Source organism: Colwellia demingiae, assembly GCF_007954275.1.
Classification (GTDB): domain Bacteria; phylum Pseudomonadota; class Gammaproteobacteria; order Enterobacterales; family Alteromonadaceae; genus Colwellia; species Colwellia demingiae.
In genome coordinates this window covers 294,595-319,589 of sequence record NZ_VOLT01000005.1, presented here as the reverse complement: position 1 = coordinate 319,589, position 24,995 = coordinate 294,595, and the positions used below count along the sequence as shown (strand labels likewise).

Here is a 24,995-nt window from a genome sequence, read left to right as displayed (position 1 = left end):
AATCATTATCTCATCAGAGCGACTTGAATTGAAATTGCTCAAGCACTCTTAAACCTATATCTTGATTAGTAACAGGTATAAATGCTTATTTCATACGTTTACAACATTAACTTGTTACAAATATCTCTAATTTCTGATAAAGTTTTCTGTTAACATATCGCGATAAGAATCGTATGAAAAACAGTAATCAAGAAAGTAAATAGGCTCGAAAATGGAAGATAACTTCAGAAACGTCTTAATTATACTCAGTGCCATTGTCATTACCGCAATATTCATTCATGGCTTATGGACATTAAGAAAACAAAAAAATCCCTATAAACTAAAAACATCGAAAGACAAAGCCGACCCTATTACACGAGATTTTGACCGAAAAGGTTTTGATCAAGATGGTGTTGGGCAAGTAAAAGTTAAACCAAGTGCAGAAAGTGACAATATAAACCTTGAAAGTGAGGCCGTTACTGAGCACTTTTTAACTGAAGGTATTCAACTGCCAGATGATCTATCTAAAAGCCAAATAATAATCAAAAATGATGTCTTAGGCGATCTTGCGGGGCAGACCTCGAAAGCTAAACAGGAAGAACTTGATAATAGTTTGGTGCAAGAATTAGATAGCAGCCTTGAAGATGACTGGTTCAAAGAAGACAATAGTGGCCAATTTACTAAAGATGAATTAGGTGACGAATTAACTCCTGCCCCAGAAAAAGTTAACAAGAAACCTTCAAAACCAAAAGCAGTTCACATTGAACCTTTGTATGAACAGCCTGTTACGCAAGCTAAACCTGCTCGCACGCCGATTAATAAAGTTAACAAAACACCATCAACAGCTACACTCAAACGAGATCAAATTGAAATTGATTTTGATAACCAGGTGAGTGAAAAAACTGCTGCACCTGAAAAGATTAAAACTCAATTAGACCCACAGGTCATTATTTTATCAGTAGTAATGCCGGCTAGTCAGCAAATGCTTGGTGCAGCGCTCTTACCTAGCTTGCTTACACTTGGCTTAAAGTATGGTGAAATGAATATTTTTCATCGTCATGAAGATAATGCAGGTAAAGGTAAAGTAACTTTTAGTTTAGCTAACATCATGAACCCAGGCTCATTTGATTTAGATAGCATGGAAAATTTTGCAACACGCGGTGTCAGCTTATTTATGACCTTACCTAATGCAGGTGATCCTTTTTATGTGTTCGAACAAATGCTTAATGCAGCGAAGCAATTAGCTCAAGAGTTTAATGCACAAGTTCTTGATGATAAACGCCATGTAATGACTAAACAAACTGAGCAACATTATCTAAGTAAAATACGAGAATTTGATCGCAAAAGTCGTATTGCGCTTGTGGAATAAACCGTAACAATTGTTGCAATACTTAAATGTTACAACGGGCTTTAAGCCCGTTTTTCTATTTTATACCCTGTTACCAATCATCTATATGTGTCACCTTCTTATTAAAAACTAACAGAGGTGACCTAATATAAATTATTAAACTTTAGTGAATTATTTTTATGTCGAATGTCGAACAGCAAATTAGCCAACTACAACAGCAGCTTAATCAATATAATCATGAATACTATGTATTAGACCAACCTAGTGTGCCTGATGCCGAATATGATCGATTAATGACAGCATTAATCGCTTTAGAAAAGACTAACCCTGAGCTTAAGACCATTGACTCACCTAGCCAAAAAGTTGGTGGTCAGGCATTAAAATCATTTACCCAAGTCACTCATCAGCTGCCGATGCTTTCTCTTGATAATGTCTTTTCTTTAGAAGATTTCCATGCATTTGTTAAACGCGTAAAAGATAGGTTGAATGACAATCAAGTATTAGCCTTTTGTGCAGAGCCTAAATTAGATGGTCTAGCGGTGAGTTTACGTTATGAAAAGGGGCAGTTAATACAAGCGGCTACACGTGGTGATGGTAATGTAGGTGAAAACATTACCACTAACATTCGCACGATAAAATCTATTCCGCTTAAGTTGATGGGCGTATCTGGTAAGGATTTTCCTGATATCGTTGAAGTTCGTGGTGAAGTTTTTATGCCTAAGGCAAGTTTTGATGCCTTAAATACATTGGCTAAGAAACGTGGCGAGAAAGGTTTTGCTAATCCACGTAATGCAGCAGCGGGAAGTTTACGACAACTTGATTCTAAAATTACCGCTAAACGTAATTTAGCCTTTTATGCTTATAGCTTAGGGTTTGTAGGAGAGTCCTCCACTGAAAGTGGTGAAAACACAGATCTAACTAGTGATTTTTTTGCCAACTCCCATCATGAAAGACTATGCCAGCTTAAAAGGTTGGGTTTACCTATGTGTCCAGAAGTACGTTTACTTGAAAGTGAGCTAGCCTGCGATGCGTTTTATCAAGATATCTTAGCAAAACGTAGTGCATTAAGTTACGAAATTGACGGCACGGTATTAAAGGTTGATGAAATCTCTTTGCAAAAACGTTTAGGCTTTGTCGCGCGTGCCCCTCGTTGGGCAATTGCTTATAAATTTCCCGCTGAAGAAGAGTTAACCAGTGTTGAAGATGTAGAGTTTCAAGTAGGGCGTACGGGCGCTATTACTCCAGTAGCACGTTTAAAGCCTGTATTTGTTGGTGGTGTAACCGTTTCTAATGCCACATTACATAACCAAGATGAAATAACCCGTTTAGGGCTGAAAGTGAATGATATTGTCGTTATTCGACGTGCTGGTGATGTTATTCCTCAAATTGTTAGTGTAGTACTTGATAAACGACCAGATAATGCCCTCGATATAGTCTTTCCTACTAGTTGCCCTGTATGTGACTCTGCTGTAGTTAAACCCGAAGGTGAGGCAGTGCTAAGGTGTACCGCAGGTCTTTTTTGTGCGGCTCAGCGAAAAGAAGCGATTAAACACTTTGCTTCTCGAAAAGCACATGATGTTGATGGTTTAGGTGACAAACTTGTAGAGCAACTTGTAGATGAAAAGTTAATTAATACGCCTGCTGATTTATTCAAATTAACCGAAATACAGGTTAGTACTATGGATCGTATGGGGAAAAAATCTGCGACTAATTTAATCGCGGGTCTTGAGGTTGCTAAAAACACCACATTAGCCAAATTCATTTATGGTTTAGGCATACGTGAAGTCGGCGAAGCAACCGCCGCTAACTTGGCTAATCACTTTTATACCTTAGCGGCTATTGAAAGTGCATCTCTTGAATTATTACAAGAAGTCTCTGATGTTGGAGAAGTCGTTGCCAAAAATATTATTAATTTCTTTAAAGAGGAACACAATTTAGCCATTGTTTCAGGGTTATGTGAAGTAATGCACTGGCCAACTATCGAAATAAAATCTGCTGAGGAATTACCGCTTGCAGAGCAGATCTTTGTGCTAACAGGTACACTAACGCAAATGGGAAGAACTGAAGCTAAAACAGCCTTACAGTCCTTAGGAGCGAAAGTATCTGGCAGTGTCTCGAAGAATACAAATTTTGTTGTTGCGGGAGATAAAGCGGGCTCTAAACTGGCCAAAGCTCAGGATTTAGGTATATCAGTACTTACTGAAGATGGATTAGTAGAGTTACTTGCCGAACATGGCATAACTATTTAGTTAATGCTTAATCTTTCATCGTAAATAAGAGAATTAGAAAAGGACGCTTGATAGCGTCCTTTTTTGTGTGCTTTAAAAAGTAAATATCAAAAGAATTATTTAGTATTACTTGTTAATCGCCAAAATGAGAAACCCGCTGCAAAAAATAATATCATAGGATAAAAAGAATGGCTTGCCACTGACAGGGGCGAAATATGTAAAGTAGCGCCAAGCAATAGTACTTGAGCGCCGTAAGGCAACATACCTTGGTTAATGCAGGCAAATACATCGAGTAAACTGGCTGATTCAGCAGGGGATAACTCGCCATCAGTAGCAAGATTCTTAGCAGTATCACCCGTAACTATAATTGAGACTGTGTTGTTTGCAGTAAAGAAGTTACAGATAAAGGCAAGTCCGGCAATACCTAAACCCGCAGCGCGCCTCTTATTATTGGGTGTTAGTTTTCTAGCAAGTGTTTCTATAACACGCGTTAAAGCGGATAAACCACCTTGCTGACGAACTAGTTCACTCAAACCACCAATAAATAGGGATAATAGAAAGATGTCTTGCATACTAGAGAATCCGGCAGTTATATCTTTTAACCAAGCGGATAACTGGTAACCATTACTAATCATACCAATGGCCGCGGCTAGAACGATACCCAGTGTTAATACGACAAAAACATTCACACCAAGCAAGGCCAGTACAAGAATAGTCACGTAAGGAATTAAGCCAATAAGAGAAGATTCGTTGCTCAATTCATGACTCACTTCACCGCCTAAGATTGTAAATATCACCAAGCAAATAAGGGCCGCTGGAACGGCAAACTTAAAGTTAACACGAAACTTATCTTTCATCTGCGCGCCCTGACTGCGCGTAGAAGCTATTGTGGTATCAGAAATAATTGATAAGTTATCACCAAAAATAGCACCCGAAATCAAGCAACCAGCGACGAGCGCAGCATCTAAGTTTGCTGATTCAATAAATCCTAGTGCAACAGGTGCTATGGCAGCAATTGTGCCCATAGATGTTCCCATTGCGGTAGATAAGAACGCCGCCACTAAAAATAAACCAGGGAGTAGTAGGTAATCAGGGAATACAGCTAAGCCAAGCTGTACACTCGCATCAACACTGCCGGTCGCTTTTGCTACCACGGAAAAAGCACCAGCAAGAAGATAAATAATACACATGGTTGTTATGTTGCTATTACCTGCACCACTGATAAATTGCTCTACTTGTTTTTCAATTGTACTTTTAGATAGGTACTTTCCTAAGCCAATCGAGACGATGATAGCTGGAATAATAGCAATACTTGCAGGTAGTTGATAAAAAGCAAAATCAACGCCTTGTAGTGTTAAAATTATACCGGTACCGAGAAATAGCCCTAAAAAAACGGCAAAAGGAAGTAGGGCAAATAAGTTTTCTTGGGGGGCATTTTTTTCAGTCATATCACAGCTACATAAAACAATATCGTTGCTGCATTATAAAAGTAAAATCCTAACTGTCAATGTAGATGTTTAGATGGCTAAATGCATTAATGGTATAAAGAGGGCTATAAAAAAAGGTCAACTACTTAAGTAACTGACCTTTATTGTAAAATTAATAATAAAAGAATGTAAAATCTAAGCTGAAACTTATTTTCTTTTCAACGTAAAGTTAGTCCACAGCTTGTGTTTGCTCATCAGCCCATGTAACTGCTTGATTGTAATGTTCTACTACTTTATCTCTATCAAGCTTTAATTTCTCCATCACCAAGCTCGTTTTATCCCATTGAGCTTGTTCGATAAATTCAACTAATTTAATCAATGCAGCCATAATACCTTTTTTTGTTAGTAATGGTTTTTTGATCTCTTCTGAAAGAGGAAGCTTTTCTAATACCGTAGCCATATCTTCATCCAAAATGGCATCTATCATTGATAACAATCCAGTTAAGAAGGCAATAGAAGCATCAAGTTGTGAATGGATATCGTGTGCGACCAACTCACAAAACTTAGCTCTCGTCATGGCTAAGTTAATTAATTCGGAGGGTTTATTAGGGTTGGCCGTAATAGCAAACATCAATCCAATAAATCGTTTTAACTCACCTGAGCCTAAAATAACGAGTGCTTGCTTAATTGTAGATATTTCATTGCGGCGTTTGAATATAGCAGAATTAGCATAACGTAGTAATTTATAAGACAGCGATACATCGCGTTCAAAAACATGGGTGATATTATTTAAATCAAGCTCAGTTTTAGAGGTTTCATAAAGCAACTCGGCCATCGCTATCTGAGAAGGAGATAAATTTTTTGTTTTAATCATTTCAGGTTTTGCAAAAAAGTATCCCTGAAAGTAATCAAAACCAAATTGCAGCATTTGATCATATTCTTCATATGTTTCAACTTTTTCAGCTAACATTTTGATATGAGGATGATCTTTAGTTGCAATAAGCACTTCTTTAATTTCATCAATACTGCTTTTTTGAATATCAATTTTAATGATTTTAATATAAGGGTAGAAGTGCGCCCAAACACTTTGGTGTTCGTAATCATCTAAAGCGAGGGTATAGCCTTTTTTATGTAAGTCTTTACAGAGGGCTAATAGTTGTTTACCTGGTTTTATTGTTTCAAGAATTTCAACGACCACTTCATCAGGCGTAAGCATTTCAGGATAGCCTTGTTTCAATGTCTCCAAGGTAAAGTTGATGAAGGCAGGTTTGTTACCGGTAAACTCGCTGATGCCCATATTAAATTGGCTAGCTTCAATCATTTTGCTGGTAGCTTCATCACCATCAATATCAGGAAATACATTATCTATGCTATCTCGGAAAAGTAACTCGTATGCAAAAAGTTTTTTACTTTTATCTAAAATAGGTTGTCTTGCGGCGTAAAAATTCATAGAGGTAGTTATCTAGCTTAGCTTAGAAATATTAATTACTATTGAATATATGGTATAGCGGCTTTTATTGCATTAGTTTTTTGAATAAGTATGCAGTTTATTCAATATATACACCGTTGTTGCATATTGTTATCATTCTCGTTATCAATACGGGCGTAACTTATTCATCTAAGGTTTCTTTTTTTAACCAATTTTGCTAGTTTAGCGACCTTACACATTTCTACCACATAATAAGCAGGTAATTACTTTGGCTATCGGTACCTTAATTTCTTTAACTCTCTATTTTATAACCATGCTATTAATTGGTTTATATTCTTACAGAAAATCAACCAGTGATGTTGCAGGTTATATGTTGGGTGGTCGTAGTTTATCGCCAAGTGTTGCTGCATTATCTGCCGGCGCTTCTGACATGAGTGGTTGGATGCTGATGGGTTTACCAGGAGCTATGTATATAACTGGCATGAGTAGTGTTTGGATTGCTATTGGATTAGTGATTGGAGCATTTCTTAATTATCTAGTCGTTGCGCCACGCCTTAGAACCTATACCGAAATAGCAAATGACTCGATAACCCTACCTGATTTTTTTGAAAATAGATTTAATGATAAATCACGTGTATTAAGAATTGTTTCATCAGTCGTTATTGTAGTGTTTTTTACCCTGTATACCTCTAGTGGTATTGTGGCTGGTGGTAAACTATTTGAAAGCTCTTTTGGCTTAAATTATGAGATTGGTTTATATGTTACCGCTGGGGTAGTGGTAGCTTATACTATGTTTGGTGGTTTTTTAGCCGTGAGTTTAACTGACTTTGTTCAAGGCTGTATTATGTTTATTGCCTTAGTATTGGTACCTGTTGTCGCGATAAGTGAAATAGGTGGTCTGGCCGAAATGCAAAGTAGTATCGAGATGATAAACCCTGATCTATTGAATATTTTTAGTGGTGTTAGCGCTCTTGGTATCATTTCAGCGATGGCTTGGGGTTTAGGTTATTTTGGCCAGCCTCATATTATCGTGCGCTTCATGGCAATTAGAAGTGTAAAAGACATGCCAACCGCTCGCCGTATAGGTATGAGTTGGATGATTGTTTCTATTATTGGCGCGATGGCAACTGGTTTTGCGGGCATTGCTTATGTGGCTAAAACAGGCGTGAAGCTTGATGATGCAGAAACTATTTTTATTGTACTATCCCAACTATTATTTAGCCCATTAATAGCAGGGTTTTTACTGGCGGCAATTTTAGCGGCTATCATGAGTACTATATCATCTCAATTACTAGTGACTTCAAGTTCACTTACGGGTGACTTCTATCAAGCCTTTTTACATAAAGATGCCAGTGAAAAACAATTAGTTTTAGTCGGCCGAATTTCAGTATTGATTGTTGCATTGGTCGCTATTTATTTAGCGTACGATCGTGACAGTAGTATATTAAGTTTAGTAAGTAATGCTTGGGCTGGATTTGGAGCCGCTTTCGGACCTGTCATTATTGGTTGTTTATATTGGAAAGGTATGACCCGTAATGGCGCTTTAGCTGTCATCATTAGTGGCGCAGTAACAGTACTTATCTGGATTTATGCAACTATCACCATCGGTGGACAAGCGCTTAGTGCTGTTATGTATGAAATAGTTCCTGGTTTTATTATTTGTTCATTAGCGATTTATATCGTAAGCAAACTATCACCTGAAGTAGAAGAGAGTATCAGTGCTAAGTTTGATGAAATGTTAGAACATCATAAATAACATATACCAAGTCTATTAAATCGTTTGTCTAAAAAGCTAGTTGCCTTAAAGTAATTAGCTTTTTTATTTATATGTACCTAGCATTATTTAGGCTTTTATTGTCTGGTGACGTTTACTGATAATTACTCGGGTCAGGTGGTAATTTCAAGTTGTTCGCATTAAAGCTTTTATGCTAGAATCGCGATAATTTTAAACCTTCGATTAATTTAGTTAACTTTAAAAGTAAAGTTTACAAAAAACTAATCAATAAAATGACAGTACAGTCTGGAGTTTATATACCAATGAGTTTTGATACTATTGAACAACGTGTTAGTTATGGCGTAGGTCGTCAATTAGGTGACCAACTTCGCAATAACCCTTTTAAAGAGTTTGATATCACTGCTGTACAAGCTGGTATTGCTGATGCTCTTGCTGATGTGGCTAGCCAAGTTTCAGATGAAGATTTAAACGATGCTTTTTCTATAATTTCTAAAAAATTACAAGAACAAGAACAAGCTGCCGCTAAAGAAGCTTCAGCTGAAGGCGAAATATTCTTAGCTGATAACGCTAAGCGTGATGAAGTTACTGTAACTGAGTCTGGTTTACAGTACGAAGTAATTACTACAGGTGAAGGTGAAAAACCTTCAGCTGAAAGCACTGTAAGTGTTCATTACCACGGTACTTTTGCTAACGGTGATGTTTTTGATAGTTCTGTTGAGCGTGGCCAACCAGCTGAATTCCCAGTAAACGGCGTTATCGCTGGTTGGACTGAAGCACTACAGTTAATGACTGAAGGCAGTAAGTGGAAATTAACTATCCCTTATGATTTAGCATACGGCGAGCGCGGTTCTCAAGGTGCTATACCTCCTTATGCTACGTTAGTTTTTGATGTTGAATTATTAAGCATCAAATAAATATCGTATTATAATGAAAGCCCTCAATTGAGGGCTTTTTTTTAAGCTAAAACTAATTGATGTAACGCAGCTATGGTTAATTTTAACCAGCAAGGGTGAGTAAATTTTTTATGCGAATTGATATCAAGTTACAAGAACTCTTTAAACGTTATCAAAATGCATTTATTCATTATGATATTAATGAAGTAAGCCGTTGTTATCACTTACCATGCACACTAAATACACCTGATAAAATAATTTTACTTTCAAGCCCATCTGATTGTATCCAAGAATTTGGTTCTATCTTCACTCAACTTAAAGAAGCGAAGACGAGTGATATTATTGCGAAGAAAGCGTCTTTCGAGCAAGTCAGTAAACAGTTATATTTAGTGTGCATAGATTGGGATTTTATCGATGGCCAGGGGCAAGTCTTTGCTGACTTTACTGCGATTTACCATGTGTTAGACAGTGAAGGGGCATTGAAAATTATTAATGTTATTTCTCATGAGCTTGATAGCTCGTTAACATTAACTGAGCCACTTGATTGGTGACACCTATTCATTACTAATAGGGTGTTGCGAATAGGTAGTAGCAAGAATTTAATTAAATTTATCGGCGGTTTCCGCTCTTATCAAATGAACAGTAGAGAACAATATGAAAGTAAAAGTAGCTATTTTAGGTTGCAGTGGACGTATGGGACGCAATTTAATTCAAGCAGCTCATGAGCATGCAAGTATCGAATTAGTTGGTGGTAGCGTACGTACCAGTTCATCTTTTGTCGATTTTGATCTGGGTGAGTTGGCGGGTATTGGTGCCATTGGTATTAAAACATCAACAGCGTTAGCTCAATTGGCTTCTGCAGATGTTTTTATTGACTTTACCTCGATAGAAACGACGCTAGAAAACCTTACTTGGTGTAACGAAAACAAAAAAGCCTTAGTCATAGGGACGACAGGTTTTTCTGATGAGCAAGTACAGGTTATTGAACAAGCGGGTAAAACTATGTCGGTCATCTTAGCCCCTAATACCAGTGTAGGCGTTAACTTAATGTTTAAGTTATTGCAAATTACCGCAAAAGCCATTGGCGACTATACTGATATAGAAATTTTTGAGGCGCATCACCGATTTAAAAAAGATGCACCGTCTGGGACTGCTGTCAAAATGGGACAAGTCATTGCCGATACATTAGGACGTGACCTAAATAAAGTTGCTGTTTATGGGCGTGAAGGCATAACCGGAGAGCGTGATAGAGAAACTATTGGTTTTGCAACCGTTAGAGCAGGCGATATTGTTGGTGAACATACTGCATTTTTTGCCGATTTAGGAGAAAGACTTGAAATTACTCATAAAGCTAGCTCACGAATGACATTTGCTCTCGGCGCTATGCGAGCAGCATTTTGGTTAAAAGATGCTGACGCTGGTTTTTATGATATGCAAGACGTACTCGGATTAAAAGATTAATGTTAATACTTAGTTAACATCTAGGTATTGGCGAAATTTCACTATAGATAAGTTGTCTTTTCAGACCTTTGACTAGTAAAAGCTAGGAAAAGGTAGAAAAGACTGAGTTTTTACATTTTATTACTAGACGAAAGTAAAGTACAAGCGTAAAATAAGTGGATTTTGTCAAAAATTTAGCTGAAAAGCAGTTTTTGACAGCTATTTTTGTACGGGAAGTACAGTAAAAAGCAAATGCATGGAGCACTTGCTGTTACATGCGCGTTTACGTTTATTTCTTCTTTGGAGGTTACATTGGCTACATCTGCTATTTTAGTGCTTGAAGACGGCACTGTTTTTAAAGGCACCGCAATTGGTGCACAAGGGTCGGCTGTTGGGGAGGTGGTATTTAACACTTCTATGACAGGTTATCAGGAAATTCTTACCGATCCATCATATGCAGAGCAAATTATTACCCTGACTTACCCGCACATCGGTAATACTGGTACTAATAGCGAAGATAAAGAGTCAAATAGCATTGTTGCTAAAGGCTTGGTTATTCGTGATTTGCCATTACTTGCTAGTAACTTTCGAAATGAACAAAATTTAAGTGATTACTTAATTGCTAATAACATTTTAGGTATTGCGGATATTGATACACGTAAATTAACACGAATTTTACGTGAGAAAGGTGCACAAAATGGCTGCATCTTAACACTTGATGACAGTAGCGATGAAACTCTACAAGCTGATGCACTAACAAAAGCAAAAGCTTTTCCAGGTCTTAAGGGCATGGATTTAGCGAAAGTTGTTTCTACTAAAGAACAATATGAATGGACGAGTGGTAGCTGGACTCTTGATTTAAGCAATGGTGCTAACACCGGTACAGGTTTTACTCAACCAGAAAAATTTGAATTCCATGTTGTAGCCTACGATTTTGGCGCTAAACATAACATCCTGCGTATGTTAGTTGACCGTGGTTGTAAATTAACCGTGGTACCTGCACAAACACCAGCAAGTGAAGTACTGGCTATGAATCCAGACGGCATTTTCTTATCAAATGGACCTGGTGACCCAGAGCCATGTGATTACGCTATTACTGCGATTAAAACATTCTTAGAAACAGAAACACCTGTTTTTGGTATTTGTTTAGGTCATCAATTACTTGGCCTAGCAAGTGGCGCAAGCACAGTTAAAATGAAGTTTGGTCATCACGGTGCTAACCACCCGGTGAAAGATTTAGAACGTGATGTCGTTATGATTACTTCACAAAACCACGGTTTTGCTGTTGATGAAGCTAACTTACCAAGTAACTTAACCGTAACGCACAAATCATTGTTTGATGATTCATTGCAAGGTATACATCGCACAGATAAACCAGCATTTAGCTTCCAAGGTCACCCAGAAGCAAGTCCTGGTCCACACGATGCAGCGCCGTTATTTGATCACTTTATTGACTTGATCAAAACCTACAAATCAAACAACGCTTAAACCGACAGACAAGAGAAGAGAGAAAATAATGGGAAAACGTACTGATTTAAAAAGTATCTTGATCTTAGGTGCAGGTCCAATCGTTATTGGCCAAGCCTGTGAGTTTGATTATTCTGGCGCTCAAGCGTGTAAAGCACTTCGTGAAGAAGGTTATCGAGTTATTTTAGTTAACTCTAACCCGGCAACGATAATGACTGACCCTGATATGGCCGATGCGACTTATATCGAACCAATTCACTGGGAAGTTGTACGTAATATTATTGAAAAAGAACGTCCTTGTGCTGTGCTACCTACTATGGGTGGTCAAACCGCATTAAACTGTGCTTTAGAACTTGAAGCCAAAGGCGTACTAAAAGAATTTAATGTTGAAATGATTGGTGCTACTGCTGACGCAATTGATAAAGCAGAAGACAGATCTCGTTTTGATAAAGCAATGAAAGCGATTGGCCTTGATACGCCAAATGCTGAGATTGTACATACTATTGAAGAAGCGCACGCGGCAAGTAAAATACTAGGTTTCCCTTGTATTATACGTCCTTCATTTACCATGGGTGGCACCGGTGGCGGTATCGCATACAACATCGAAGAATTTGATGAAATTTGTACGCGTGGCTTAGACCTTTCTCCAACATCAGAATTACTAATCGATGAATCATTAATCGGTTGGAAAGAATATGAAATGGAAGTGGTTCGCGACAAAAATGATAACTGTATCATTATTTGTGCGATTGAAAACATTGACCCTATGGGTATCCACACTGGCGATTCAATTACTGTTGCACCAGCGCAAACATTAACTGATAAAGAATACCAAATTATGCGTAACGCTTCTTTAGCGGTATTACGTGAAATTGGTGTTGAAACAGGTGGTTCAAACGTACAGTTCGGTATTTGTCCTGAAACTGGCCGTATGGTTATTATCGAGATGAACCCACGTGTATCTCGTTCATCAGCATTAGCATCAAAAGCAACAGGTTTCCCTATTGCTAAAATCGCGGCTAAGTTAGCGGTAGGTTATACGCTAGATGAGTTAAGTAATGATATTACTGGTGGCAAAACACCAGCATCATTTGAACCAACCATCGATTACGTAGTAACTAAGATCCCACGTTTTAATTTTGAAAAATTCGCTGGCGCAGAAGACAGATTAACTACGCAAATGAAATCTGTTGGTGAAGTAATGGCTATTGGCCGTAACCAACAAGAATCTATGCAAAAAGCATTACGTGGCTTAGAAGTTGGCGTTAATGGTTTTGATTCTATTGTTGATGTAACTCAGCCGGGTGCTAAAACCAAAATAATGCACGAGCTTCAAGAAGCAGGTGCTGACCGTATCTGGTATGTAGCTGACGCTTTCCGTTTAGGTTTAACCGTTGAAGACGTTTATAGAACAACAATGATTGATCGTTGGTTCTTAGTACAAATAGAAGACATTGTTTTAGAAGAAGCAAAAGTTATCGAAGGCGGTTTAAAAATATTAAACCCTGAGTATCTACGTAAACTTAAGCGTAAAGGTTTTGCCGATTCTCGTTTAGCCGATCTTATTGGTGTGTCTGAAGCTGAAGTACGTAAAAAACGTCATAATGCAGATATTTATCCAGTTTACAAACGTGTTGATACTTGTGCGGCAGAGTTTAGCTCTGATACGGCTTATATGTATTCAACCTACGATGAAGAATGTGAATCAAACCCGACCGACAAAGAATCAATTATGATTTTAGGTGGTGGCCCTAACCGTATTGGTCAAGGTATTGAATTTGATTACTGTTGTGTTCATGCTGCATTAGCACTACGTGAAGATGGTTATGAAACTATCATGGTTAACTGTAACCCTGAAACTGTTTCTACCGATTACGATACCTCAGACCGTTTATACTTTGAATCAATTACTTTTGAAGATGTACTGGAAATTGTTCGTATTGAAAAACCTAAAGGCGTTATTGTGCAATACGGTGGTCAAACACCACTTAAATTAGCACGTGCTTTAGAAGCGGCTGGTGTACCAATCATTGGTACTTCTCCAGATGCTATTGATAGAGCTGAAGATAGAGAACGTTTCCAGCAAGCCGTTGACCGTTTAGGTTTATTGCAACCTGAAAATGCCACAGTAACATCAATAGAAGAAGCTATGGCTAAAGCCGAAGGTATTGGCTTCCCGTTAGTTGTACGTCCATCTTATGTATTAGGTGGCCGAGCGATGGAAATCGTTTATGACTTAGACGACTTACGTCGTTACATGACAGAAGCGGTAAGTGTTTCTAATGATTCGCCAGTATTACTTGATCACTTCCTTGATGATGCGATTGAAGTTGATATTGACGTAGTTTGTGATGGCACTGACGTTGTAATTGGCGGCATTATGCAGCACATTGAACAAGCCGGTGTTCACTCAGGTGATAGCGCATGTTCATTACCAGCTTATAGCTTAAGCCAAGAAATTCAAGATGTGATGCGCAAGCAAGTAACAGATTTAGCGTTTGAGCTAGGTGTTATTGGTTTAATGAATACGCAAATGGCGGTTAAAGACAATGAAGTTTATATCATTGAAGTAAACCCACGTGCTGCCCGTACCATTCCGTTTGTTTCTAAAGCAACATCAGTACCACTTGCTAAAGTCGGCGCACGCGTAATGGCGGGCAAATCACTGAAAGAGCAGGGCATAACCAAGGAAGTTATTCCGAAGTATTTCTCTGTTAAAGAAGTTGTGATACCGTTTAACAAGTTTCATGGTAGTGATCCTTTAGTTGGACCAGAAATGCGTTCAACAGGTGAAGTAATGGGCGTAGGTGATACGTTCGAAGAAGCTTATGCTAAAGCTAACCTAGGCGCTGGTGTATCTGTTCCTAAAACAGGTCGCGCATTAATTTCTGTACGTGATAGTGATAAAAAACGTGTGCTAGAATTAGCTAAAATCATGGTTGATTTGGGTTATGATATAGATGCAACTCACGGTACTGAAGTGATTTTACGTGAAGCGGGCGTTCCGGTTCGTCGTGTTAATAAAGTACATGAAGGTCGTCCACATATTCTTGATAGAATCAAAAATAGTGAATACAGCTATATTATTAATACCACTGAAGGTCGTAAAGCTATTGAAGATTCAAAAGTATTACGTGGCGGTGCATTACGTTATAAAGTGGCTTACACAACGACATTAAATGCTGCATTTGCTAGCTGTATGGCTCATTCTGCCGATGAAATGAGTACTGTACGTACCGTGCAAGAGTTGCATAACACGTTGTAAATAAAACAGCTAACTTGCTATTTTAAGTGTTAGCTTTGTTGGACGTGCTCATTGACATTCGTCAACTCCGCGCTTCCGCCTAGCTATCACATAAACTAGCTTCGTTACTTATATTTATTTGAATAAATATTTTATTCTTACCTAAAATATAGAAAGAAAAGATAAAAATTATGACTAAATACCCAATGACCCTTCGTGGCTCTGATCTATTACACGCAGAGCTTAAAGTGTTAAAAACAGAAAAGCGTCCGCGCATTGTTAAAGATATTGCCACTGCTCGTGAGCACGGCGACTTAAAAGAAAATGCCGAATATCATGCTGCAAAAGAAGAGCAGGGCTTTTGTGAAGGTCGTATACAAGATATCGAAGGTCGCTTATGTAACGCACAAGTGATTGACGTAAAGGCAATACCTAACCATGGCAAAGTTATTTTTGGCACCACTGTTACGTTATTGAACCTTGATACCGAAGTTGAAGTGACTTATCAAATTGTTGGCGATGATGAAGCTGATTTTAAAACAGGTCGTATTTCAGTTAACTCACCTATTGCCCGCGGTTTAATTGGTAAAGAAGTTGATAGTGAAATTGAAATAACTATTCCTGGTGGCGTAGTAGAGTATGAAATTGTTTCCGTTGAGCATATCTAACGCAATACTTTTAAACAGCGATTAAGGTATTTTATACTGCTATCGTTGTTTAGGTAAAAGGTCGAAAACGTCATGTTTTCGGCCTTTTTTGTGGGCGTTACTTAAATGAGCAATAATCAAAGTAGCCTGATTTTTATGTAACACCAATTCCATTAAATTTATTCCCTCCTCAGAGCTATGTCAGAGCTATGTCAGAGAAGTTATAACAAATGACATTTGTGCTGGTATAGTCATTCTATATCTAACAGATTCGTGCAGTTATTGCTTTTCTGACAAGCTCCCAAGGGCGAGTTCAAAAGGCTTACATACAGCGTTATTGATTTTGACAATAGAATAACTATTCTCTTCAATCAATGCCTTGCCTCTAAGCCTTTTTATTCTCGCTGAGTGTGAAATAACTTAATGGACTTGGTATAAAACAATCGTCTTGCAAAGTAGCGAGATCAATAGTACTCTTTTGTGATATCAAAATGATATCACTTTAATTCATTCGAAGGAGTTAGCATGAACGAGAATATAGGTTTTTCAATTAACGGTTACGGTATTTTTATTGTCTTGTTAGCCGCTGCGGCATTTATTGTTAGTCAAGCTGCGATAGGCAATATAGAAATAGTCACTGTACTTGTATTTATAGTGACTGTGGCAGCAATTCCTGGTTTTTTTATGGTGCAACCAAACCAAGCGAAGGTAATGACTTTCTTTGGGAGCTATGTTGGCTCGGTAAAGGCAAGCGGTTTACGTTGGACTATTCCTCTGTTTATGCGTAAGAATATTTCATTGCGAATTCGAAACTTTGAATCCAACCAGATGAAAGTGAATGATAATCATGGTAATCCTATTGAAATAGCTACTGTAGTTGTATGGTCGGTAGATGATACTGCAGAGGCCTCTTTTGAAGTGGACGATTATATCAGTTTTGTAAATATTCAAAGTGAATCGGCTTTACGTAATATGGCGATTAGTTATCCTTATGATCAACATGAAGGTGATGAAGTTGCATTACGTAGCCATCCACAAGAAGTCTCTGAAGCATTAAAAATAGAAATACAGCAACGATTAGGGAAAGCGGGCGTTAGAGTACACGAAGCACGTATTAGTCATTTAGCTTATGCGCCAGAAATCGCTAATGCTATGCTGCAAAGACAACAAGCTTCTGCCATTATAGCTGCACGTAGACTGATTGTTGATGGCGCTGTAGGGATGGTAGAGATGGCATTGAGTCAACTATCAGAAAAAGGTATTGTTGAACTTGATGAAGAGCGTAAAGCAGCCATGGTCAGTAATTTATTGGTAGTGTTATGTAGTGATAAAAGTACTCAACCGGTAGTGAATACGGGCAGTTTATATTAATTTATTAGGTATTGTTCAGTTGTTAACCCTTTAATTATTAATCGTTTAGGTATTAATAGGAAATATAATGGCAGCTAAAAAGAGCTTCCCACTTAGAATTAACCCTGAGGTTTTAGCAGCAATGCAGCGATGGTCTGATGATGAGCTACGCAGCGTTAATGCTCAAATTGAATATGTATTAAGAAAAGCTTTGGTTGATTCAGGCCGAGTGAAGCTGATTCAAAAAGTGGTCACTATTGTTGAAGAGGCTGAGACTGTAAAAAAGTAAATGGCTCTTAAGCGGCATAAAAAATGACAGCAATTGCTGTCATTTTTTATGGTTGCAAAGCAAAGGTAAAATTAAATCTTAGGGATTCTAATTTTATTTTCTTCACTTTTACGGTAAATAACTAAAGTCTTACCAATCACTTGTACTTGGGTTGATTTGGTTTCACGACAAATAGCTTCAACGATTAACGCTTTAGTTTCTTTATCATCTGTTGGGATTTTCACCTTGATTAACTCATGGTGATTAAGTGCATAATCAATCTCGGCTACAACCGCTTCTGTTAAGCCATTATTGCCAAGTAAAACTACTGGTTTTAAAGGGTGTGCTACGCCTCTAAGGTGCTGAATTTGTTTTTTGTTTAAGCTCATTACTAAATTTCGTTATCTGTTGCCTTGAATTGCCGCCATTTTACCCTTATCTAGTGATTAATACCAAGTCTATTAAGTTTTTTCCTACTCAGCGAGAATTTAAAGGCTTAGAGGCAAGGTATTGATTGAAGAGAATGGTTATTCCCTTGTCAAAATCAATAAAGTAGCATATAAACCTTTTAAACTCGCCCTCCGGGAGCTTGTCAGGTAAGTGATAATTTCATAAATTTATTTAGGTCTAGAGTAACTAGACCAATACAAAATTTATTTATTCTAACTTCCCTGACATAGCTCTGAGTAGGGAATAAATTTATTAGAATTGGTATGATACTAATAGTTAAATAATTAAACGCGTTTAAAGTTAGATGAGTAAGAAAAACCATGGCAAATAAAAAACACAAAGCGAGTAGTCAACGTTGGTTAGATGAACACTTTGATGATGAATACGTAAAAAAAGCACAACGTTTAGGTTTACGCTCACGCGCAGTTTTTAAACTTGAAGAAATCAATATTAAAGACAGATTGATTAAACCAGGTATGAAAGTTGTCGATTTAGGCGCAGCTCCAGGTGGTTGGTCAGAATATGCCGTTAAAGTTGTAGGTGATAAGGGGCAGGTTGTTGCTTGTGATATTTTACCTATGGATGCCATTGTAGGTGTTGATTTTCTCGAAGGTGACTTTCGAGAAGAAGAAGTACTTGATGCATTATTGACTCGTATAAACGGGAAAAACATTGACGTTGTCATGTCTGATATGGCGGCAAATATGACTGGTAATGAAAGTGCTGATTCAGCGCGTAGTATGTATCTAGTTGAGTTAGCACTAGATATGTGTAGCCAAGTATTAAAACCTAATGGCGCATTTGTGGTAAAAGTATTTCAGGGTGCAGGCTTTGAAGATTATATGAAAGCGGCACGAGCAGTATTTAAAGCGGTAAAAACTCGCAAGCCAGAATCTTCAAGAGCACGTTCGAGAGAGGTATATTTAGTGGCTACTGGCTACAAAGGTTAGTAACATTAGACTAGGGTAAGTTGTAACTAGTTGTTACTGGCGACTAAAGTTAAATAGCGACTAGCCTTGAATTGTAGTAAATTAGGCACAATAGACTAGTATAGATTTATTATAATAAATATTTTAAATATCACAAGAGGTCATTAAGTTGAGCGATATGGCGAAAAATCTTATTTTATGGTTAGTTATTGCAGTTGTTTTGATGAGTGTATTTCAGAGTTTTTCTCCAAATACCACAGAAGATCAACAAATGGATTACACCCGCTTTATTCAGGATGTACGTCAAGGACAGATTCGCGATGCGAGTGTTGATAGAAATGGCGTAATCACGGGTGAAAAGCGTAGTGGCGAAGCATACAAAACCGTTATACCTGGTGGCTATGATCGTGATTTAATAAACGATCTTGTTAAACAAGGTGTTCGTGCTGAGGGTAAATTACCTGAAGAAACGAGTTTCTTAACAACCATCTTCGTTTCATGGTTCCCTATGATTTTACTTATTGGTGTATGGATTTTCTTCATGCGTCAAATGCAAGGTGGTGGCGGTAAAGGTGCCATGTCTTTCGGTAAATCTAAAGCACGCCAACTTAGTGAAGAGCAAATCAAAACGACTTTCGCCGATGTGGCTGGTTGTGATGAAGCTAAAGAAGACGTTGCTGAATTAGTTGATTACTTACGTGAACCTAGCCGTTTTCAAAAGCTGGGTGGACGTATTCCATCAGGGATTTTACTTGTTGGTCAACCAGGTACGGGTAAAACCTTATTAGCGAAAGCTATTGCCGGTGAAGCGAAAGTACCTTTCTTTACTATTTCAGGCTCTGACTTTGTTGAAATGTTTGTTGGTGTCGGTGCATCTCGTGTACGTGACATGTTCGAACAAGCTAAAAAAGCGGCTCCTTGTATTATCTTTATCGATGAAATAGATGCGGTAGGTCGCCAACGTGGCGCTGGTATGGGTGGTGGTCATGATGAACGTGAGCAAACACTTAACCAAATGTTAGTTGAAATGGACGGTTTTGAAGGTAATGAAGGCGTTATCGTTATTGCCGCAACTAACCGTCCTGACGTATTAGACCCTGCATTACTTCGTCCTGGTCGTTTTGACCGTCAAGTAACTGTTGGTTTACCTGATATTCGTGGTCGTGAACAAATCCTTAAAGTGCATATGCGCAAAGTACCACTAGGTGATGATGTTAAAGCTGAAGTTATTGCACGTGGTACTCCAGGTTTCTCTGGTGCAGATTTAGCTAACTTAGTGAACGAAGCGGCTTTATGTGCTGCCCGTACTGCACGTCGCGTAGTTAGCATGAAAGAATTTGATGCAGCCAAAGATAAAATAATGATGGGCTCAGAACGCAAATCAATGGTAATGAGTGAGTCAGAAAGAGAAATGACTGCTTACCATGAAGCGGGGCATGCAATCATTGGTCGTTTAGTGCCGGATCATGATCCTGTTTATAAAGTGAGTATTATTCCTCGTGGTCGTGCCCTTGGTGTAACTATGTACTTACCAGAGCAAGATAGATTTAGCCATTCTAAGCAACATCTAGAAAGTAATATTTCTTCTTTATACGGCGGTCGTGTTGCTGAAGAAGTTATTTACGGTAGTGATAAAGTTTCTACTGGTGCTTCAAACGATATTGAACGAGCGACTAACATTGCTCGCAAAATGGTAACGCAATGGGGCTTATCTGAAAAAATGGGTCCTATGTTGTTCGCTGAAGAAGAAGGTGAAGTATTCTTAGGTCGCACTTCTGCAAAATCACTGCATATGTCTGATGAAACTGCAAAAGAGATTGATAGCGAGATCAAAGAAGTTATTAATCGTAATTATCAGCGTGCAGAAGACTTAATCAAAGAAAATATGGACGTTTTACACGCCATGAAAGATTGTTTGATGAAGTATGAAACGATTGACGCTTTACAGATTGATGACTTAATGGCAAGAACGACTGTTCGTCCACCAGCAGGTTGGGAAGAGAAAGATAGTTCAAACTCTAACTCTGACAATAGTAAAGGTAATGAAGCTGCAGATGTTGAAGTGACTAGTGAAGATACTGAGCAGAATACTGATACTGAAAAATCTAGTGAAGTAAAACCTGATACAACTAAGCCAAGTGGTGACACACCAGCAAGCTAAGATGTTCATAAAATTATTAAAGCCTCGTTATTTACTGTAAATACCGAGGCTTTTTCATATGCAGAGTTCAGGTTATTTACCTTTCATATATAAACACAGAAAGAAAAGACTAAAATGACACAAGATAATTTTTCATCTAATAATGCGAACCAAGAGCAAGCTCAGCAGCAAATAACGATCCAGGCTCAAGTGATGGGGATCTTAAATGTTACTCCTGACTCATTCTCTGATGGAGGAAAGTTTGCTACGTTTGATAAGGCACTAGCGCAAGTCGAACAAATGATAATCGACGGTGTTGATATTATTGATATCGGCGGAGAATCCACGCGCCCAGGCGCTGTTGATGTGAGTGAAGAGGATGAGTTAGCACGCGTTATTCCCTTACTTAAAGCGATCAAATCAAATTTTGATATCAAGGTGTCAATCGATACGAGTAAAGCGGAAGTAATGTCACAAGCAATCGCTCATGGCGCTGATATTATTAATGATGTTCGAGCATTACAAAATGAAGGTTGTTTAGCTGTATTAGCACAGAGTAATGTGCCCATCTGTTTAATGCATATGCAGGGTTTACCACGTTCAATGCAACAGAATCCTCAATATGATGATGTTATTGGCGACATTAAGCAGTTTTTCATTGACCGAATTAGTGTATGTGAGCAAGCAGGTATAAACCGAGAACGTCTGATTTTAGACCCCGGTTTTGGCTTTGGTAAAACGTTGGAGCAAAATTATCAATTACTTGCACAACTAAACCAATTTAGTGATTTAGGTTTACCACTGTTATCAGGAACATCGAGAAAATCAATGATAGGCAATTTATTAGCGCGTAATGTTGATGAACGCCTTGCAGGTAGTTTAACTACCGCTATAATAGCCGCACAGCAAAACGCTAGTATAATTCGAGTGCATGACGTTAAAGAAACTGTTGATGCCCTAAAAGTATTATCCATAACAGCTAAATACCAGTGATGGTCAGTTGCAGTAAAAAGTACAATAAGTTAGGTAAACTTAACGAAGATCTAACGGAAATTGCTGCAATAAATAAAGCTATACAGTAAGTATATAAGGAAAAATATGTCAGATCGTAAATATTTTGGTACCGATGGTATCCGTGGTTTAGTTGGGCAATACCCAATAACACCAGATTTCGTGATGAAGTTAGGTTATGCAGCGGGTAAAGTACTCGCCGGTCAAGGCACTAAAAAGGTGATTATTGGTAAAGATACGCGTATCTCAGGTTACATGCTTGAATCAGCACTTGAAGCTGGATTTTCAGCTGCAGGTATCGATGTCGGTCTTCTTGGACCTATGCCAACTCCGGGTATTGCCTACCTTACTAAAACATTCAGAGCCGAAGCCGGCATTGTTATTAGTGCGTCGCATAATCCTTTCTATGATAATGGCATCAAATTCTTTTCTAATACCGGGGAAAAACTCCCTGATGCGGTTGAATTAGCTATTGAAGCTGAATTAGATAATCCAATGGGTTGTGTTGAATCAGCAAAACTAGGTAAAGCGAGTCGTGTTAATGATGCTGCAGGGCGTTATATCGAATTTTGTAAAAGTAATTTCCCTAGCAAAATTTCATTGAAAGATTTAACTATCGTAGTTGATTGTGCCCACGGAGCTACCTACCACATAGCGCCAAATGTATTTCGTGAATTAGGTGCAACGGTTATTGAAATAGGCACTTCGCCTAACGGAACCAATATAAATAAGGATTGTGGCGCAACATCTATGGCAGCAATCAGCAAAGCTGTTGTTGAACATAAGGCAGATCTAGGTATCGCTCTTGATGGTGATGGCGATCGTATTATGATGGTTGACCACACGGGTTATGTTATTGACGGTGATGAAATCATTTATATCATCGCGTGTAACGATTTAAAATCTGGTCGAAAAGAAGGGGGCGTTGTTGGTACCCTGATGAGCAATATGGGGTTAGAATTAGCCTTAAAAGAATTAGATATCGAATTTGTTCGCAGTAATGTTGGTGACCGCCATGTAATGGAGTTATTAAGAGAAAAAGGTTGGCAGTTAGGCGCAGAAAACTCAGGCCATGTTATTAACCTTAACCACACCTCTACTGGTGATGGTATTATTGCCGCTCTTAACGTACTTACTGCGGTAACTAAACAAGAAAAATCGTTATTTGAGTTACGCCAAGGCCTAACTATGCTTCCGCAACTTCTTGTCAATGTTCGTTTTTCGGGGCAAAATAATCCTTTAAATGATGCTGATGTATTAGCTGCTGTTGATGAAGTTAATGAAACACTAACGGGTCGCGGTCGAGTGTTACTTCGTAAATCAGGTACAGAACCACTTATTCGTGTAATGGTTGAAGGTCCAGATATGGATGAAGTAACTTTATTGGCTAACAAAATTGCTGATCTAGTGAAACTTGTTAATTAATTAAAGCTATTAATCATTCTTATTAATTATGGCTCTCTTAGGTTGTTACTGAAATAACCATAAGAGAGTAAAGCGTACATTAATCACTATATTGTGCTAAATACCGCGATAAGTATAAAAAAACTGCAACTAGTAAAAGATATGTGTTAAATACTTGTATCTTTTGCGCAGGTTAGTTACTATCTCGCGGCTTCATTTTAGCAATGACTCCATTTAAATATTAACTGAAGTCATAAGATAATAACCTAGGCTAAGAGGTATAAATGACTAGACAAGCAATTGTAGCCGCAAATTGGAAAATGAACGGTGACTCAGCCCTAGTTGATACTATGGTTTCAGGGTTGGCAGATATTGAACTATCATCACACGTTGATGTGGTTATTTGTCCTAGCTTCCCATATTTATCTGAACTTAATCAGAAAATAAAAGTAGCTAACTTAAATGAAGCTATCCATGTAGGCTCACAAAATGTGAGTGAACATGAAAGTGGTGCTTACACAGGTGAAGTATCCACTGCTATGTTGCAAAACTTAGCCATTAACTATGTAATAGTTGGTCACTCTGAGCGTAGAAGTATCTATAAAGAAACGTCTACTCAAGTTGCTAAAAAAGTTCATGCTGCATTAAATGCAGGCTTAACACCAATCTTATGTATTGGCGAAAGCGAAGCAGAACGAGCAACCGGAGAAACTGAAACCGTGTTATCAGCACAGATTCAGCCAGTTATCGATGAAATAGGCATAGAGAAATTTAAAGATGTTGTTATTGCTTATGAGCCAGTTTGGGCCATAGGAACAGGTAAGACGGCATCTAGTGCAATGGCACAAGAAACACATCAGTTTATTCGTCAATTTCTAGCTCAACAAAGTGAGCAAGTGGCGAATAAAGTACCATTACTTTACGGTGGCAGCGTTAATGCAGCTAACTGTGAAGAACTATTCGCACAAACTGATATAGACGGTGGTCTTATCGGCGGTGCTAGTTTAAAAGCGGAACAATTTAAAATTATTTGTTCTGCAGCGAAAGGAAAATAGAAATGTTGTATCAAGTATTAATTATAGTCTACGTACTAATTGCTTTAGCCCTAATTGGTTTAGTGTTAATTCAACAAGGTAAAGGCGCAGATATGGGCGCATCTTTTGGTGCTGGCTCTTCTGCCACTGTTTTTGGTTCAGGTGGTTCAGGTAACTTCCTAACATCAGCAACTACGTATTTAGCAGTAGGTTTTTTTGTTATCAGCTTAATTTTAGGTAACTTAACAGCTAACCGCACTAAGTCTGTTGACGAGTGGAATAACTTAGCTGTTCCTGCTGACCAAGCGGTTGATGCTATTCCTAGTGAAAGTCTTGAAGCAACTACATTACCTGCTGTTCAAAACAGTGATGTACCTGCATCTGACGAACCTGCTAAGAAAGAAGAAAATAGCAACGTTCCAGACTAGGCTTTAACTAAACCTCAATTTAGTTACTCGTAAAAGTTAAAAAATCTAGTATTGCGCGGATGTGGCGGAATTGGTAGACGCGTCAGCTTGAGGGGCTGGTGACTTAGGTCGTGGGGGTTCAAGTCCCCCCATCCGCACCACTAG

General features: G+C 38.3%; 20 protein-coding genes and 1 tRNA gene. 18 read left to right on the top strand and 3 right to left on the bottom strand.

Going from position 1 to position 24,995, the window contains the following annotated elements; translation table 11 throughout:
- Positions 1 to 211 precede the first annotated feature (211 nt).
- Positions 212 to 1,348, top strand: a complete 1,137-nt coding sequence (zipA, locus tag ESZ36_RS11900) for a cell division protein ZipA (RefSeq protein WP_146788072.1) — start codon at positions 212 to 214, stop codon at positions 1,346 to 1,348.
- A gap of 158 nt (positions 1,349 to 1,506) precedes the next feature.
- Entirely contained in the window at positions 1,507 to 3,576 is a 2,070-nt protein-coding gene (gene ligA, locus ESZ36_RS11895; protein ID WP_146788070.1) for an NAD-dependent DNA ligase LigA, read from the top strand.
- Between the two features lie 95 nt (positions 3,577 to 3,671).
- Here ligA and ESZ36_RS11890 read toward each other — a convergent pair whose 3' ends face one another.
- Together ESZ36_RS11890 and ESZ36_RS11885 are read right to left on the bottom strand one after the other, a co-directional pair.
- Positions 3,672 to 5,003 carry a Na+/H+ antiporter NhaC family protein gene (locus ESZ36_RS11890; RefSeq protein WP_146788067.1) on the bottom strand — a complete coding sequence of 444 codons (1,332 nt, stop codon included), beginning with the start codon at positions 5,001 to 5,003 and terminating at the stop codon, positions 3,672 to 3,674.
- A 208-nt stretch (positions 5,004 to 5,211) separates the two neighbouring features.
- Positions 5,212 to 6,432, bottom strand: coding sequence for an EAL and HDOD domain-containing protein (locus ESZ36_RS11885; RefSeq protein WP_146788065.1), 1,221 nt, complete (start codon positions 6,430 to 6,432; stop codon positions 5,212 to 5,214).
- A 247-nt stretch (positions 6,433 to 6,679) separates the two neighbouring features.
- Here ESZ36_RS11885 and putP point away from each other — a divergent pair, with 247 nt between their 5' ends.
- The 9 genes from putP to ESZ36_RS11840 all read left to right on the top strand — a co-directional run bounded on the left by putP (position 6,680) and on the right by ESZ36_RS11840 (position 17,476).
- The gene (gene putP / locus ESZ36_RS11880) at positions 6,680 to 8,167 is read left to right on the top strand and encodes a sodium/proline symporter PutP (protein WP_146788062.1); all 1,488 of its coding nucleotides are present in this window, start codon (positions 6,680 to 6,682) and stop codon (positions 8,165 to 8,167) included.
- Between the two features lie 275 nt (positions 8,168 to 8,442).
- Positions 8,443 to 9,060 carry a BamJ family beta-barrel-assembly machinery protein gene (gene bamJ, locus ESZ36_RS11875; RefSeq protein ID WP_146788438.1) on the top strand — a complete coding sequence of 206 codons (618 nt, stop codon included), beginning with the start codon at positions 8,443 to 8,445 and terminating at the stop codon, positions 9,058 to 9,060.
- A gap of 110 nt (positions 9,061 to 9,170) precedes the next feature.
- Positions 9,171 to 9,590 (top strand): hypothetical protein, encoded by a 420-nt coding sequence (locus ESZ36_RS11870; RefSeq protein WP_146788059.1) that lies wholly within the window; start codon positions 9,171 to 9,173, stop codon positions 9,588 to 9,590.
- A 103-nt stretch (positions 9,591 to 9,693) separates the two neighbouring features.
- On the top strand, positions 9,694 to 10,500 hold the full coding sequence (gene dapB / locus ESZ36_RS11865; protein WP_146788056.1) for a 4-hydroxy-tetrahydrodipicolinate reductase: 807 nt from the start codon (positions 9,694 to 9,696) through the stop codon (positions 10,498 to 10,500).
- A gap of 291 nt (positions 10,501 to 10,791) precedes the next feature.
- Positions 10,792 to 11,967, top strand: coding sequence for a glutamine-hydrolyzing carbamoyl-phosphate synthase small subunit (gene carA, locus ESZ36_RS11860; protein WP_146788052.1), 1,176 nt, complete (start codon positions 10,792 to 10,794; stop codon positions 11,965 to 11,967).
- Positions 11,968 to 11,995: 28 nt separating this feature from the next.
- The gene (carB, locus tag ESZ36_RS11855; protein WP_146788049.1) at positions 11,996 to 15,211 is read left to right on the top strand and encodes a carbamoyl-phosphate synthase large subunit; all 3,216 of its coding nucleotides are present in this window, start codon (positions 11,996 to 11,998) and stop codon (positions 15,209 to 15,211) included.
- A 170-nt stretch (positions 15,212 to 15,381) separates the two neighbouring features.
- On the top strand, positions 15,382 to 15,858 hold the full coding sequence (greA, locus tag ESZ36_RS11850) for a transcription elongation factor GreA (protein ID WP_146788046.1): 477 nt from the start codon (positions 15,382 to 15,384) through the stop codon (positions 15,856 to 15,858).
- A gap of 504 nt (positions 15,859 to 16,362) precedes the next feature.
- Complete coding sequence (locus ESZ36_RS11845) at positions 16,363 to 17,208, top strand: SPFH domain-containing protein (RefSeq protein WP_146788043.1); 846 nt, start codon at positions 16,363 to 16,365, stop codon at positions 17,206 to 17,208.
- A gap of 67 nt (positions 17,209 to 17,275) precedes the next feature.
- The gene (locus tag ESZ36_RS11840; RefSeq protein ID WP_146788040.1) at positions 17,276 to 17,476 is read left to right on the top strand and encodes a type II toxin-antitoxin system antitoxin; all 201 of its coding nucleotides are present in this window, start codon (positions 17,276 to 17,278) and stop codon (positions 17,474 to 17,476) included.
- Positions 17,477 to 17,547: 71 nt separating this feature from the next.
- Here ESZ36_RS11840 and yhbY read toward each other — a convergent pair whose 3' ends face one another.
- Entirely contained in the window at positions 17,548 to 17,844 is a 297-nt protein-coding gene (gene yhbY, locus ESZ36_RS11835) for a ribosome assembly RNA-binding protein YhbY (RefSeq protein ID WP_146788037.1), read from the bottom strand.
- Between the two features lie 381 nt (positions 17,845 to 18,225).
- On the opposite strand from yhbY, the gene rlmE reads away from it, so the two are divergent.
- The 7 genes from rlmE (at position 18,226) to ESZ36_RS11800 (ending at position 24,991) form a co-directional block, all read left to right on the top strand.
- Positions 18,226 to 18,855, top strand: coding sequence for a 23S rRNA (uridine(2552)-2'-O)-methyltransferase RlmE (rlmE, locus tag ESZ36_RS11830; protein WP_146788034.1), 630 nt, complete (start codon positions 18,226 to 18,228; stop codon positions 18,853 to 18,855).
- Positions 18,856 to 19,012: 157 nt separating this feature from the next.
- Positions 19,013 to 20,995 (top strand): ATP-dependent zinc metalloprotease FtsH, encoded by a 1,983-nt coding sequence (ftsH, locus tag ESZ36_RS11825; RefSeq protein WP_246129077.1) that lies wholly within the window; start codon positions 19,013 to 19,015, stop codon positions 20,993 to 20,995.
- A 114-nt stretch (positions 20,996 to 21,109) separates the two neighbouring features.
- Positions 21,110 to 21,967, top strand: a complete 858-nt coding sequence (folP, locus tag ESZ36_RS11820) for a dihydropteroate synthase (protein WP_146788027.1) — start codon at positions 21,110 to 21,112, stop codon at positions 21,965 to 21,967.
- A 105-nt stretch (positions 21,968 to 22,072) separates the two neighbouring features.
- The gene (gene glmM, locus ESZ36_RS11815) at positions 22,073 to 23,410 is read left to right on the top strand and encodes a phosphoglucosamine mutase (RefSeq protein WP_146788024.1); all 1,338 of its coding nucleotides are present in this window, start codon (positions 22,073 to 22,075) and stop codon (positions 23,408 to 23,410) included.
- A gap of 263 nt (positions 23,411 to 23,673) precedes the next feature.
- Entirely contained in the window at positions 23,674 to 24,444 is a 771-nt protein-coding gene (gene tpiA, locus ESZ36_RS11810; protein WP_146788021.1) for a triose-phosphate isomerase, read from the top strand.
- 2 nt (positions 24,445 to 24,446) lie between these two features.
- On the top strand, positions 24,447 to 24,851 hold the full coding sequence (gene secG / locus ESZ36_RS11805) for a preprotein translocase subunit SecG (RefSeq protein ID WP_146788018.1): 405 nt from the start codon (positions 24,447 to 24,449) through the stop codon (positions 24,849 to 24,851).
- A 55-nt stretch (positions 24,852 to 24,906) separates the two neighbouring features.
- A tRNA-Leu gene (locus ESZ36_RS11800) sits at positions 24,907 to 24,991 on the top strand.
- Positions 24,992 to 24,995 lie beyond the last annotated feature (4 nt).

Excerpts from the sequence above, each read along its gene's own strand:
- greA (WP_146788046.1), top strand. The coding sequence starts at position 15,382 with ATGACTAAATACCCAATGACCCTTCGTGGCTCTGATCTATTACACGCA.
- ftsH (WP_246129077.1), top strand. The coding sequence starts at position 19,013 with ATGGCGAAAAATCTTATTTTATGGTTAGTTATTGCAGTTGTTTTGATG.
- ESZ36_RS11885 (WP_146788065.1), bottom strand. The coding sequence starts at position 6,432 with ATGAATTTTTACGCCGCAAGACAACCTATTTTAGATAAAAGTAAAAAA.
- tpiA (WP_146788021.1), top strand. The coding sequence starts at position 23,674 with ATGACTAGACAAGCAATTGTAGCCGCAAATTGGAAAATGAACGGTGAC.
- rlmE (WP_146788034.1), top strand. The coding sequence starts at position 18,226 with ATGGCAAATAAAAAACACAAAGCGAGTAGTCAACGTTGGTTAGATGAA.
- carB (WP_146788049.1), top strand. The coding sequence starts at position 11,996 with ATGGGAAAACGTACTGATTTAAAAAGTATCTTGATCTTAGGTGCAGGT.
- secG (WP_146788018.1), top strand. The coding sequence starts at position 24,447 with ATGTTGTATCAAGTATTAATTATAGTCTACGTACTAATTGCTTTAGCC.
- dapB (WP_146788056.1), top strand. The coding sequence starts at position 9,694 with ATGAAAGTAAAAGTAGCTATTTTAGGTTGCAGTGGACGTATGGGACGC.
- ESZ36_RS11845 (WP_146788043.1), top strand. The coding sequence starts at position 16,363 with ATGAACGAGAATATAGGTTTTTCAATTAACGGTTACGGTATTTTTATT.
- yhbY (WP_146788037.1), bottom strand. The coding sequence starts at position 17,844 with ATGAGCTTAAACAAAAAACAAATTCAGCACCTTAGAGGCGTAGCACAC.
- glmM (WP_146788024.1), top strand. The coding sequence starts at position 22,073 with ATGTCAGATCGTAAATATTTTGGTACCGATGGTATCCGTGGTTTAGTT.
- folP (WP_146788027.1), top strand. The coding sequence starts at position 21,110 with ATGACACAAGATAATTTTTCATCTAATAATGCGAACCAAGAGCAAGCT.
- ESZ36_RS11840 (WP_146788040.1), top strand. The coding sequence starts at position 17,276 with ATGGCAGCTAAAAAGAGCTTCCCACTTAGAATTAACCCTGAGGTTTTA.
- zipA (WP_146788072.1), top strand. The coding sequence starts at position 212 with ATGGAAGATAACTTCAGAAACGTCTTAATTATACTCAGTGCCATTGTC.
- ESZ36_RS11870 (WP_146788059.1), top strand. The coding sequence starts at position 9,171 with ATGCGAATTGATATCAAGTTACAAGAACTCTTTAAACGTTATCAAAAT.
- ligA (WP_146788070.1), top strand. The coding sequence starts at position 1,507 with ATGTCGAATGTCGAACAGCAAATTAGCCAACTACAACAGCAGCTTAAT.
- ESZ36_RS11890 (WP_146788067.1), bottom strand. The coding sequence starts at position 5,003 with ATGACTGAAAAAAATGCCCCCCAAGAAAACTTATTTGCCCTACTTCCT.